Origin of the sequence: Kitasatospora phosalacinea (genome assembly GCF_030268885.1) — a bacterium.
GTDB classification, from domain to species: domain Bacteria; phylum Actinomycetota; class Actinomycetes; order Streptomycetales; family Streptomycetaceae; genus Kitasatospora; species Kitasatospora phosalacinea_C.
This window is the reverse complement of the sequence record NZ_BSSA01000004.1, coordinates 248,309-261,011: the sequence shown is the minus strand read 5'-3', so window position 1 is coordinate 261,011 and position 12,703 is coordinate 248,309. Positions and strand designations below refer to the sequence as shown.

The window sequence follows — 12,703 nt, the reverse complement described above, 5'->3', positions numbered from 1 at the left end:
GGAGGGTGGAACATGTCGACGGACACACCGGGATCGCAGTCCTCGCTGCACCGGGCGAATCTCGAACGGGTGCTGCGGGCGGTGCGGATGGCCGGTTCGCTGACCCAGGCGGAGATCGCCCGGGGCACGGGGCTGTCGGCCGCGACGGTGTCCAACATCGTCCGCGAGCTCAAGGAGTCCGGCACCGTGGTGGTGGCGGACACCTCCTCGGGCGGGCGGCGGGCGCGCAGCGTGTCGCTGAGCGGGGACGCCGGGATCGTGGTCGGCGTGGACTTCGGGCACACCCACCTGCGGGTGGCCGTGGGCAACCTGGCGCACCGGGTGCTGGCCGAGGAGAGCGAGCCGCTGGACGTGGACGTCTCCGCCCAGCAGGGCTTCGACCGGGCCGAGCGGATGGTGGAGCGGCTGCTGGCCCAGGCCGGCTTCCCGGCGGACAAGGTGATCGGGGTGGGCCTGGGCGTGCCGGGCCCGATCGACGTGGAGACCGGGGCGCTCGGCTCGACCGCGATCCTGCCGGGCTGGACGGGCGTGATGCCGGGCCAGGAGCTGTCCGTCCGGCTGGGCATGCCGGTGCACGTGGACAACGACGCCAACCTGGGCGCGCTGGGCGAGCTGGTCTGGGGCGCCGGGCGGGGCCTGGGCGACCTGGCGTACATCAAGGTGGCCAGCGGCGTGGGCGCCGGCCTGGTCATCAACAGCCAGATCTACCGGGGCCCGGGGGGCACCGCGGGCGAGATCGGGCACATCGTGCTGGACGAGGCGGGGCCGGTGTGCCGCTGCGGCAACCGCGGCTGCCTGGAGACCTTCGTGGGCTCCCGCTACCTGCTCAACCTCTTGAACGCCAACCACCCGGGCGAGCTGAGCCTGAGCAAGGTGGTGCAGCTGGCCCAGCGGGGCGACCTGGGCTGCCGCCGGGTGATCGCCGACGCGGGCCGGCAGATCGGCATGGGCGTGGCGACCCTGTGCAACCTGCTCAATCCCCGCCGGGTGATCCTCGGTGGGGACCTCGCCGAGGCCGGTGACCTGGTGCTTTCCCCGATCCGGGACTCGGTGGCGCGGTACGCGATCCCCAGCGCGGCCCGGCAGTTGTCGGTCGTCCCGGGGACGCTGGGCGGCCGGGCCGAGGTGCTCGGCGCGCTGGCCCTGGTGATGAGCGAGATGGGCGAGACGGCAGTGCTCTGAGTCACTCGCCGACCGGCCGGAAGGCTCGCTCGGTATCGAGTGAGCCTTCAGGAAGATAACGAAAGGGTTTGAATCCCGGGCCTCCCGGTTTTACTTATTGACGACAAGCTTGTTAACGGGGTTGACTCCTGCCCACCTCGCCGCAACATTCGCGGCTCTGTCAGGGAGGCTCCCCCCACCATGAACGCAATGATGCGTCGCGTCGCCGTCGGCACTGTCGCTGTCTCGATTGCTCTGACCATGGCCGCCTGCGGCAAGGCCGGCGACGACAAGAAGAGCAGCGACGCAGGTTCGAGCAACAACAAGTCGATCGGCCTGCTCCTGCCGGAGAACGCGTCCTCGACCCGCTACGAGTCCTTCGACAAGCCGTTCATCGAGGCCAAGGTCAAGGAGCTGTGCGCCGACTGCAAGGTCGAGTACAACAACGCCGAGGGCTCCGCCGCCAAGCAGAAGCAGCAGTTCGACACCCTGATCGCCCAGGGCGTCAAGGTGATCATCCTCGACGCGTTCGACGCCAAGTCCACCCAGGCCTGGGTCGCCGACGCCGCGAAGAAGGGCGTCAAGGTCGTCGCGTACGACCGGCTCGCCACCGGCCCGGTCTCCTCCTACGTCTCCTTCGACAACGAGAAGGTCGGCGAGCTGCAGGGCCAGGCCCTGGTCGACGCGCTGGGCGCCAAGGCCGCCGACGCCAACGTCGTGATGATCAACGGTGACGACGCGGACCCGAACGCCGGCAAGTTCAAGGCCGGTGCGCACAAGGTCCTGGACGGCAAGGTCAAGAAGATCGTCTACGAGCAGAGCGGCGAGTGGAAGCCCACCGTCGCGGGCCAGAAGGTCGGCGCCGCGATCTCGCAGCTCGGCAAGGACGGCTTCCAGGCCGTCTACTCCGCCAACGACGGCATGGCCGCCGCGATCATCACCCAGCTGAAGTCCCAGGGCATCTCCGTCCCGGTCGGCGGCCAGGACGCGGGCCTCGACGCCGTCCAGCGCCTCGTCTCCGGCGACCAGGCCTACACCATCTACAAGGCCTACAAGCCGCTGGCCGACTCGGCCGCCGAGCTCGCCGTCGACCTGCTGCAGGGCAAGGACATCAAGTCCGTCGCCTCGTCGACCATCGACAGCGACACCGACAAGAACATCCCGGCCAAGCTGCTGGACCCGAAGGTCGTCACCAAGGCGAACATCAAGGACACCGTGGTCGCCGACGGCCTCTACAAGGTCGCGGACATCTGCACCGCCGACTACGCCGCCGCCTGCACCGCGGCCGGCCTGCAGTAACACCCGCCGGGCGGGGGCTCCCTGACCACCCGGGAGCCCCCGCCCGCGCCCGCTCCACCCCTCAGCACCACCACGCACTACGCACTACCCCGCGTGCCCGGCCCGGCACGCGGGACGGCCGTGCCGGAAACGTCAGGTCCGGCACGGGACTCAAGGAGTTGGTTCACGTGACAGGCGCACCCGTACTGGCGTTGCGCGGGGTCTCCAAGCGCTTCGGTGCCGTTCAGGCGCTCACCGACGTGCACTTGGAGGTCCACGCGGGCGAGGTCGTCGCCCTGGTCGGCGACAACGGTGCCGGTAAGTCCACCCTGGTGAAGACCATCGCGGGCGTCCACCCGATCGACGAGGGCGTCATCGAGTGGGAGGGCAAGGCGGTCAACATCAACCGCCCGCAGGACGCCCAGCAGCTCGGCGTCGCCACCGTCTACCAGGACCTCGCGCTCTGCGACAACCTGGACGTGGTCGGCAACCTCTTCCTCGGCCGCGAGCTCAAGCGCTTCGGCACCCTGGACGAGGTCGCGATGGAGAAGCGCGCCCGCGAACTCCTCGACACCCTGTCGATCCGCATCCCCAGCGTCCGTATCCCGATCGCGGGCCTCTCCGGCGGTCAGCGCCAGGTGGTCGCGATCGCCCGCGCCCTGGTCGGCGACCCCAAGATCGTCATCCTGGACGAGCCCACCGCGGCCCTCGGCGTCGAGCAGACCGCCCAGGTCCTGGACCTGGTCGAGCGGCTCCGCCAGCGCGGCCTCGGCGTGATCCTGATCAGCCACAACATGGCCGACGTCAAGGCCGTCGCGGACACCGTCGCGGTGCTCCGCCTGGGCCGCAACAACGGCAGCTTCGAGGTGGCCAGCACCTCGCACGAGGAGATCATCTCCGCCATCACCGGCGCCACCGACAACGCGGTGACACGTCGTCAGGCCCGAATCGCGGAGGAAGCCAAGTGAGCACCGAGACCCCCACCACCCCCGCCCCCGCGGTGGACCCGCGCCTGCTGGTCCGCAAGGAGGGCCTGGCCGGCTACTTCGACGAGTTCACCCGCAAGATCCGCAGCGGCGAGCTCGGCTCGCTGCCGGTGGTCGTCGGCCTGGTCATCATCGCCGCGATCTTCCAGTTCAAGACCGGCACCTTCCTCAACGCCAACAACCTCACCAACATCACCAAGTGGATCGCGGGCCCCGGCCTGATCGCGGTCGGCGTGGTGTTCGTGCTGCTGCTCGGCGAGATCGACCTCTCGCTCGGCTCGGTCGCCGGTGCCACCGCCGCCATCACCTCGGTGCTCTCGGTGCGCCAGGGCCTGAACGAGTGGCTCGCCATCGTGCTGGCCATCGCCTCCGCGATCGCCATCGGCGCCCTGCACGGCTACTTCTTCGCCAAGATCGGCGTCCCCGCGTTCGTCGTGACCCTGGCCGGCATGCTGGCCTGGAACGGCCTGCAGATGCTCGTCCTGGGCGAGCTCGGCACCGTCAACAACCCGATGGACGGCGTCGTCGCCAACCTGGACACCTACTTCCTGGGCGACGGCGACATCGTCTGGGCCTGGCTGTTCGCGATCCTCGCCATCGTGCTGTTCGCCGGCGGCCAGCTGCTCGACTCCCGCCGCCGCTCCGCGGCCGGCCTGCCCTCCCGCCCGATCAGCGAGATCGCGCTGCGCACCGGCGTCATCGGCGTCGTGCTGCTGGTCGCCGCCTACATGCTCAACCAGGACAGCGGCCTGCCGCTGCCGCTGGTGATCCTGGTCAGCGTCGTCGCGCTCGGCGACTTCGTGCTGCGCCGCACCGGCTACGGCCGGCAGATCTTCGCGGTCGGCGGCGGCATCGAGGCGGCCCGCCGCGCGGGCATCAACGTCGCCTGGGTCCGGATCTCGGTCTACATGATCTCGGCCGGCCTGGCCGGCTTCGGCGGCCTGTTCATCGCCTCCCAGCAGGGCTCCGCGGACAAGGCGCTGGGCAGCGGCAACGTGCTGATGAGCGCCATCGCCGCCGCCGTCATCGGCGGCACCAGCCTCTTCGGCGGCCGCGGCAAGACCTGGTCGGCGCTGCTCGGCGCGCTGGTCATCCAGTCCATCACCACCGGCCTGGACATGGTCCACGCGCAGCAGGCCATCCAGTACATGATCACCGGCGCGGTGCTGCTCGCCGCGGTGGTCCTGGACTCGGTCTCCCGCCGCACCCAGAAGTCCCACGGCCGCGGCTGACCCCCGGCCCGACCCCGAACCGCGCGAGCCGCGCCCCATACCAGGGGCCGGTCGCGCGGTTCGGCGCGTTGGGCGCACGGCCACCCGAAGAGCTGGACGGGTTGCCCGCCGCACTACGGACCGGTAATGGACATTAGACTCGAGCGGGGCGTACGCCCTCCGGGCCCATGCGGGCGCGAGAACTTGGACGAGGAGGAACGGGTGGCCCTGCTGACCCGCATTCGGGGACCGCGCGATCTCGATCGACTCACGCCCGCGCAGCTGTCGGCGCTCGCCGAGGAGATCCGCGGCTTCCTGGTGGAGGAGGTCTCGAAGACCGGCGGCCACCTCGGCCCCAACCTCGGCGTGGTCGAGCTGACGCTCGCGATGCACCGGGTCTTCGACTCGCCGCGCGACCGCATCCTCTTCGACACCGGGCACCAGAGCTACGTCCACAAGCTGCTGACCGGCCGCCAGGACTTCTCCCGGCTCAAGATGAAGGGCGGCCTGTCCGGCTACCCCTCGCGCGCCGAGTCCGAGCACGACGTGATCGAGAACTCGCACGCCTCCACCGTCCTCGGCTACGCGGACGGCCTGGCCAAGGCCAACAAGATCCAGGGCCACAAGGACCGCCCCGTGGTCGCCGTGATCGGTGACGGCGCGCTCACCGGCGGCATGGCCTGGGAGGCGCTCAACAACATCGCCGACAGCCGCGACCTGCCGATCGTCATCGTCGTCAACGACAACGAGCGCTCCTACTCGCCGACCATCGGCGGCCTCGCCAACCACCTCTCCACCCTGCGCACCACCCAGGGCTACGAGCGCTTCCTGTCCTGGGGCAAGGACGCGCTGCAGCGCACCCCGGTGGTCGGCCAGGCGATGTTCGACACCCTGCACGGCGCCAAGAAGGGCCTGAAGGACTTCATCGCCCCGCAGGGCATGTTCGAGGACCTCGGCCTGAAGTACATCGGCCCCATCGACGGCCACGACCTGCAGGCCCTGGAGTCCGCCTTCACCAAGGCGCGCGGCTTCGGCGGCCCGGTCATCGTGCACTGCATCACCGAGAAGGGCCGCGGCTACCACGCCGCCGAGAACAACGACGAGGACCGCTTCCACGCGGTCGGCGTGATCCACCCCGACACCGGCCTGCCGGTGAAGACCGCCGGCAAGGACTGGACGTCCGTGTTCGGCGAGGAGATGGTCGCGCTCGGCCGCGAGCGCCGCGACCTGGTCGCGATCACCGCCGCGATGCTGCACCCCGTCGGCCTGGCCCCGTTCGCCAAGGCCTACCCCGAACGGACCTTCGACGTCGGCATCGCCGAGCAGCACGCCGCGGTCTGCGCGGCCGGCCTGGCCACCAACGGCCTGCACCCGGTCGTCGCGGTCTACGCGACCTTCCTGAACCGGGCCTTCGACCAGGTCCTGATGGACGTGGCGCTGCACCGGCTCGGCGTCACCTTCGTGCTCGACCGGGCCGGCGTCACCGGCACCGACGGCGCCTCGCACAACGGCATGTGGGACATGTCGATCCTGCAGGTTGTCCCCGGCCTGCGGCTGGCCGCCCCGCGCGACGCCGAGCAGGTCCGCCTGCAGCTGCGCGAGGCCGTCGAGGTGGCCGACGCCCCCACCGTGGTCCGCTACTCCAAGGGCAACGTCGGCCCGTCGGTGCCCGCGGTCGGCCAGGTCGGCGGCATGGACGTGCTCCGCCGCAGCGAGGACGGCTCCGCGGACGAGGCCGCCGACGTGCTGATCGTCTCGGTCGGCGCCATGGCCCCGATCTGCCTGGAGGCCGCCGACCTGCTCGCCGAACGGGGCGTCACCAGCACCGTCGTCGACCCGCGCTGGGTCAAGCCGGTGGACGCCGCGCTGCCCGGCCTGGCCGCCCAGCACCGCCTGGTGGTCACCGTCGAGGACAACGGCCGGGCCGGCGGCGTCGGCTCCGCGATCGCCCAGGCGCTGCGCGACGCCGACGTGGACGTCCCGCTGCGCGACTTCGGCATCCCGCAGGAGTTCCTCGACCACGCCTCGCGTGCCGAGATCATGGCGGAGATCGGGTTGACCGGACCGGCGATCGCCCAGAAGATCGAAGCGCTGATCAGCGCCCGTTCCTTCGCCCGGAGCTGACCCTCCGGAACCTCCGTGGGCGCACCGTCCGGGAACCGCACGACGGCTCCCGGACGGTGCGCTGATGGTCGGACCGTCACACTCATTCCCGGACCGGCACCCCTCCGCCCGTTCGCGCCCGGTAGGTTGTCACCCGTGCCCATCACCACCACGAGCCGCCCACGTGCCCTCGCCGACCGCCTCCACGGGCACGTCCGCGCCGGGTACTGGACCCGACTGGTCCCGCTGCTCGCGGTCCTGGCCACCGTCACCCACTTCCCCTCCTTCCTGCGCCCCGTGTGGAGCCCCGACGAGGGCTACCTCGCCACCCAGGCCCGGATGCTCGCCGACGGCGGCGTCCTCTACGACACCGTCGTCGACCGCAAGCCCCCGCTGCTGCCCTGGCTGTACGAGGCCTGCTTCGCCCTCTTCGGCTCCGTCTCGCTCTGGCCGCTGCGCACCCTCGCGATCGGCGCCCACCTCGCCACCGCCGTCCTGCTCGCCTCCATCGCCCGCGGCCGCTGGGGCGACCGGGCCGGACGCTACGCGGGCGTCTTCTACCTCCTGGTCTCCATCGGCCTCTCCCCGGAGGACACCCAGGCCGCGACCTTCGAGGTCTTCATGCTGCCCGCCATGGTGCTCGCCTTCCGCTACGCGGAACGCCGCCGCTGGCTGGCCGCCGGCATCGCCGTCGCCCTCTGCTCCCTCACCAAGCAGACCGGCGGCGCCGTCATGCTGCCCGTCCTGTGGATGCTGCTCCAGGACACCCGCCGCCGCGGCGTCCGCTGGCCCTCGGCCCTCGCCAAGATCGGCTTCGGCTTCGCCCTCCCGATAGCGCTCGTCGCCGCCATCCTCACCAAGCCCAAGGGCTTCCTCTTCTGGGTCGTCACCGGCTCCGGCGACTACGCCGGGCTCGGCTCCAACTGGCCCCAGATGCTCGGCCGCGCCCTCGGCAACTCGGCCATCCTGATGAGCGCCGGACTGGCCTTCCTGCTGCCCTACGCCCACCGCCTGTGGCTGCGCCACCGCCGCCGCCCCGTCCCCGCCCGCGGCCCCGAACGCGGCTCCACCGCCGACCTGTGGGTGTGGCTGCTCTCCTCGGTCGTCGCGGTCTCGGTCGGCTTCCACTTCTTCGGCCACTACTACCTCCAGCTGATGCCCCCGCTGGTCCTGCTCGGCATCGGCGCCGTCGCCACCTCCGCCGTCCCCTGGCGCCCCGTGGTCGCCTACTCCGCCCTCGCCAGCACCGTCTTCCTCGGCCTCGCGGTCCTCTGGCCCGGCCAGCGCCTCACCCAGACCACCGAGGTCGCCACCGCCGTCGCCGCCCAGACCTCCCCCAAGGACACCGTCCTGGTCTGGGGCATGCACCCCGAGCTCTACTGGCTCGCCGACCGCCGCCCCGCCAGCCGCTACCTCACCGCGGGCTTCCTCACCAACTTCAGCGGCGGCAAGGGCGGCGAGAAGGTCGGCGAACAGTACTCCGTCTCCGACGCCTGGCAGACCTTCGACAACGAGATCACCACCAACGGCCTCCCCGAGGTCTTCGTCGACGACTCCGGCACCGCCCCCTACCAACCCGACAAGGTCCCCCGCATCGCCAGCCTCCTCGACACCTACTACGAGGTCGTCGGCGTCACCGGGGACACCGTGATCTACCGTCTCAAGAAGAAGTAAGGCCCCCACCCGGGGATGCGCAGTCAGGGGCTCGGGGAACGGCGAGTCCGAGCTGCTGGTGGCCGGAGCCCATCGACGCGTCCGCGCCGCTTCGGGCCGTGGGAACAGAACCCGAAGCACCGGCACGCACCGGCGGTGAACCCGCAGCAGCCCCGGGCCCGCCGTTCCCCGGGCCCCTGGTCGCGCCCGGCCCGTCCGCCCAGGCGGCCCACCCGGCCAGCGCAGCGACCAGCGGTTCCGGCCGGAACGCCGGGTGCGGCGGTTCCGGGCAGCCCGGCAGTTCCACCGCGCCGGGGACGAGGCCCAGCAGCGCGTCGACCGTGCGGCGCTGGTGGACGGGGTTCTCCGGGGCCGCGGGCAGGACCGCCACCGGCAGCCGCAGCCCGGCGAGCTCCGCGTCGGCGACGCCCCGCAGCGTCCCCCCGGCGAGCAGCCCGGCCGCCTCCGGCAGCGCCTCGCGGATCCGCCCGTCCAGCCGCTCGTCGCCCGCCGTGGCGGGCCAGGCCAGCACCAGGGCCCGGACGCGGTCCGGCACCGCCAGGGCCAGCCGCACCGCCGCCGAGCAGCCGTTGGAGCCGCCGACCAGGACGACCGGCGGCCCGTCCGGCAGCCGCGCGGCCAGGTGCGCCGCCTCCGCGGCCCAGCTCCCGGCCCGCATCGCCCGGTCGGGCGCGGCCACCGCGACCCCGGCCGCCCGCAGGCCGTCCACCACCCCGGGCCGTTCCCAGAACGCCGCCGCGTCCATCGGCTCGTCCCACAGCCCGCCGTGCACCAGCACCAGCACGCGCCCCTCCGCCCCTCCACGCCTGAAAGACCGGCAGCATACAGAAGAGCCGCCGGGCGGCACCCCGTCCCGGCAGGAACGGGGTGCCGCCCGGCGGCGGACGGTGCGTCAGGCGGTGCGTCAGGCGGGGACCGACGCCAGGCCGGGGGCCAGGAACTTCTTGCCGTTGACGCGCTCGGAGACGCCCTCGCGGTCGAGGTACGGGGTGATGCCGCCGAGGTGGAAGGGCCAGCCGGCGCCGGTGATCATGCAGAGGTCGATGTCCTGGGCCTCGCCGACCACGCCCTCCTCCAGCATCAGGCCGATCTCCTGGGCGACGGCCTCCAGGGCGCGGGCGCGCACCTGCTCCTCGGTGAGGACGCTGTCGCCGAAGGTGAGCAGCTCCAGCACCTCGGGGTCGAGGACCTGGGCGCCGTCCTGCCAGACGTAGAAGCCGCGCTTGCCGGCCTCGACGACCTTGCCGAGGTTCGCGGAGACGGCGAACCGCTCCGGGAAGGCGCCGTGCAGGGTCTCGGAGACGTGCAGGGCGATGGCCGGGCCGACCAGTTCCAGCAGGGCGATCGGGGACATCGGCAGGCCGAGCGGCTTGACCGCGGCCTCGACGGTCTCGAACGGGGTGCCCTCGTCGATGATGCTCTGGATCTCGCCCATGAAGCGGGTCAGGATCCGGTTGACCACGAACGCGGGGGCGTCCTTGGCGAGCACCGCGGTCTTCTTCAGCTTCTTGGCGACGCCGAAGGCGGTGGCCAGCGAGGCGTCGTCGGTCTTCTCGGCCCGGACGATCTCCAGCAGCGGGAGGATCGCGACCGGGTTGAAGAAGTGGAAGCCGACCACGCGCTCCGGGTGCTGGAGCTTGGAGGCCATCTCGGTGACCGACAGCGAGGAGGTGTTGGTGGCCAGGATCGCGGTCGGCGAGACCACCGCCTCCAGCTCCGCGAACACCTTCTGCTTGACGCCCATCTCCTCGAAGACGGCCTCGATCACGAAGTCGGCGTCGCCGAACGCGACGGCCTTGTCGAGGTGGCCGGAGACCAGGCCCTTGAGCTTGTTGGCCTTGTCCTTGCCGATCCGGCCCTTGTCGAGCAGCTTGTCGATCTCGGCGTGGACGTAGCCGACGCCCTTGTCGATCCGCGGCTGGTCGATGTCGGTGAGCACCACCGGCACCTCCAGGCGGCGCGCGAACAGCAGCGCCAGCTGGGAGGCCATCAGGCCGGCGCCGACCACGCCGACCTTGCTCACCGGGCGGGCCAGCGACTTGTCCGGCGCGCCGAACGGCCGCTTGGCGCGGCGCTGCACCAGGTTGAAGGCGTACAGCCCGGCGCGCAGCTCGCCGCTCATGATCAGGTCGGCGAGCGCGGCGTCCTCCGCGTCGAAGCCGGCCTGCAGGTCGCCGTCCTTGACCTGCTGGATGATGTCGAGCGCCTTGTACGCGGCCGGGGCGGCCCCGTGCACCTTGGCGTCGGCGACCCAGCGGCCCCACAGCACGGCGTCGTCCCAGGCCTTGCCGCGGTCGAACTCCTCGCGCTCGACGGCGACCTCGCCGGTGAGGACCTTGGCGGCCCACAGCAGCGACTGCTCCAGGAAGTCGGCCGGCTCGAAGATCGCGTCCGCGATGCCGAGCTCGAAGACGTCCTTGCCCTTGAGCTGCTTGTTCTGCGCCATCGAGTTCTCGATGATGACCTTGACCGCCTTGGCGGGGCCGATCAGGTTCGGCAGCAGGGTGCAGCCGCCCCAGCCGGGCACCAGGCCGAGGAAGACCTCGGGCAGCGAGAACGCCGGGACGCCCGCGCTGACGGTGCGGTAGGTGCAGTGCAGGCCGACCTCGACGCCGCCGCCCATCGCCGCGCCGTTGTAGAACGCGAAGGACGGGACGGGCAGCGCGGCGATCCGCTTGAAGACGTCGTGGCCGCCCTTGCCGATGGCCAGCGCGTCGGAGTGCTGGGTGAGCAGCTCGACGCCCTTGAGGTCGGCGCCGACCGCGAAGATGAACGGCTTGCCGGTGATCGCGACCGCGACCACCTCGCCCGCGGCGGCCTCGGCCTCGACCCGGTCCAGCGCCTCGGCGAGCTTGGCCAGCGAGCCGGGGCCGAAGGTGGTCGGCTTGGTGTGGTCGAAGCCGTTGTCCAGGGTGATCAGCGCCAGCTTGCCGGCCTGCAGCGGCAGGTCCAGGTGGCGCACGTGCGCGGTGGTGACGACCTCGCCGGGGAACAGTTCGGCGGCGCGCTGCAGCAGTTCAGTGGTGCTCATGGTCACTTACCACCCTCGAAGTGGGGGTTCTCCCAGATGACGGTGCCGCCCATGCCGAAGCCGATGCACATGGTGGTGATGCCGTAGCGGACGTCCGGCCGCTGCTCGAAGCGGCGGGCCAGCTGGGTCATCAGGCGCACGCCCGAGGAGGCCAGCGGGTGGCCGAACGCGATCGCGCCGCCGTACGGGTTGACCCGCTCGTCGTCGTCCGCGATGCCGTAGTGGTCCAGGAAGGCCAGCACCTGCACGGCGAAGGCCTCGTTGACCTCGAACGCGCCGATGTCCTCGATGGTCAGGCCGGCCTTGGCCAGCGCCTTCTCGGTCGCCGGGACGGGGCCGATGCCCATCACCTCGGGCTCGACGCCCGCGAAGGCGTAGCTGACCAGGCGCATCTTGACCGGCAGGCCCAGCTCGCGGGCCACGTCCTCGGCGGCCAGCAGCGAGGCGGTGGCACCGTCGTTCAGACCGGCCGCGTTGCCCGCGGTGACGTTGCCGTGCGGGCGGAACGGGGTCTTCAGGCCCGCCAGCGACTCCATCGTGGTGCCCGGGCGCAGCGGCTCGTCGACCGTGGCCAGGCCCCAACCGGTCTCGCCGACCTCGGGGTTGGTGTTGCGGATCGCGATCGGCACCAGGTCGGGCTGGATGTCGCCGTTGGCGTAGGCCTTGGCGGCCTTCTCCTGCGAGCGCACCGCGTACGCGTCGCAGCGCTCCTTGGTGATGTGCGGGAAGCGGTCGTGCAGGTTCTCCGCGGTCATGCCCATGAACAGGGCGGACTCGTCGACCAGCTTCTCCGAGACGAACCGCGGGTTCGGGTCCACGCCCTCGCCCATCGGGTGCCGTCCCATGTGCTCGACGCCACCGGCCACCACGACGTCGTAGGCGCCGAAGGCGATGCCGCCCGCGGTGGTGGTGACGGCCGTCATCGCACCGGCGCACATCCGGTCGATCGCGTAGCCCGGGACGGACTTCGGCAGGCCGGAGAGCAGCGCGGCGGTGCGGCCGATGGTCAGGCCCTGGTCGCCGATCTGGGTGGTCGCGGCGACGGCGACCTCGTCGATCCGCTCGACGGGCAGGCTCGGGTTGCGGCGCACGAGCTCACGGATGCACTTGACGACCAGGTCGTCGGCGCGCGTCTCGTGGTAGATGCCCTTCGGGCCGGCCTTGCCGAACGGGGTGCGGACGCCGTCGACGAAGACGACGTCCCTCGCGGTACGAGGCACGGGGGCTCTCCTCCCAGGGGGACATGACGATGAGCGCAC

9 protein-coding genes are annotated in these 12,703 nt (G+C 71.6%); 6 read left to right on the top strand and 3 right to left on the bottom strand.

Annotated features, from left to right (window positions below; genetic code table 11):
• Window positions 1–12 precede the first annotated feature (12 nt).
• The 6 genes from QSK52_RS09030 to QSK52_RS09005 all read left to right on the top strand — a co-directional run bounded on the left by QSK52_RS09030 (window position 13) and on the right by QSK52_RS09005 (window position 8,413).
• A complete protein-coding gene (locus QSK52_RS09030) occupies window positions 13–1,182 on the top strand; it encodes an ROK family transcriptional regulator (protein ID WP_285735400.1) in 1,170 nt (389 codons plus the stop codon).
• A gap of 180 nt (window positions 1,183–1,362) precedes the next feature.
• Window positions 1,363–2,460, top strand: coding sequence for a sugar ABC transporter substrate-binding protein (locus tag QSK52_RS09025; RefSeq protein WP_285735399.1), 1,098 nt, complete (start codon window positions 1,363–1,365; stop codon window positions 2,458–2,460).
• A 158-nt stretch (window positions 2,461–2,618) separates the two neighbouring features.
• Window positions 2,619–3,407, top strand: coding sequence for an ATP-binding cassette domain-containing protein (locus QSK52_RS09020; protein WP_285735398.1), 789 nt, complete (start codon window positions 2,619–2,621; stop codon window positions 3,405–3,407).
• On the top strand, window positions 3,404–4,657 hold the full coding sequence (locus QSK52_RS09015; protein ID WP_285735397.1) for a sugar ABC transporter permease: 1,254 nt from the start codon (window positions 3,404–3,406) through the stop codon (window positions 4,655–4,657). The genes QSK52_RS09020 and QSK52_RS09015 overlap by 4 nt, the downstream gene beginning before the upstream one ends.
• Before the next feature lie 201 nt (window positions 4,658–4,858).
• The gene (dxs, locus tag QSK52_RS09010) at window positions 4,859–6,760 is read left to right on the top strand and encodes a 1-deoxy-D-xylulose-5-phosphate synthase (RefSeq protein WP_285735396.1); all 1,902 of its coding nucleotides are present in this window, start codon (window positions 4,859–4,861) and stop codon (window positions 6,758–6,760) included.
• A 135-nt stretch (window positions 6,761–6,895) separates the two neighbouring features.
• Window positions 6,896–8,413: an ArnT family glycosyltransferase gene (locus QSK52_RS09005; RefSeq protein WP_285735395.1), complete on the top strand. Its 1,518-nt coding sequence runs from the start codon at window positions 6,896–6,898 to the stop codon at window positions 8,411–8,413.
• Here the strand turns inward: QSK52_RS09005 and QSK52_RS09000 are convergent.
• From QSK52_RS09000 to QSK52_RS08990, 3 genes are all read right to left on the bottom strand, one after another.
• A complete protein-coding gene (locus QSK52_RS09000) occupies window positions 8,400–9,197 on the bottom strand; it encodes an alpha/beta fold hydrolase (RefSeq protein ID WP_285735394.1) in 798 nt (265 codons plus the stop codon). The genes QSK52_RS09005 and QSK52_RS09000 overlap by 14 nt on opposite strands.
• 120 nt (window positions 9,198–9,317) lie before the next feature.
• Window positions 9,318–11,444: a 3-hydroxyacyl-CoA dehydrogenase NAD-binding domain-containing protein gene (locus tag QSK52_RS08995; protein ID WP_285735393.1), complete on the bottom strand. Its 2,127-nt coding sequence runs from the start codon at window positions 11,442–11,444 to the stop codon at window positions 9,318–9,320.
• A 2-nt stretch (window positions 11,445–11,446) separates the two neighbouring features.
• Window positions 11,447–12,664, bottom strand: a complete 1,218-nt coding sequence (locus tag QSK52_RS08990) for a thiolase family protein (protein ID WP_285735392.1) — start codon at window positions 12,662–12,664, stop codon at window positions 11,447–11,449.
• Window positions 12,665–12,703 lie beyond the last annotated feature (39 nt).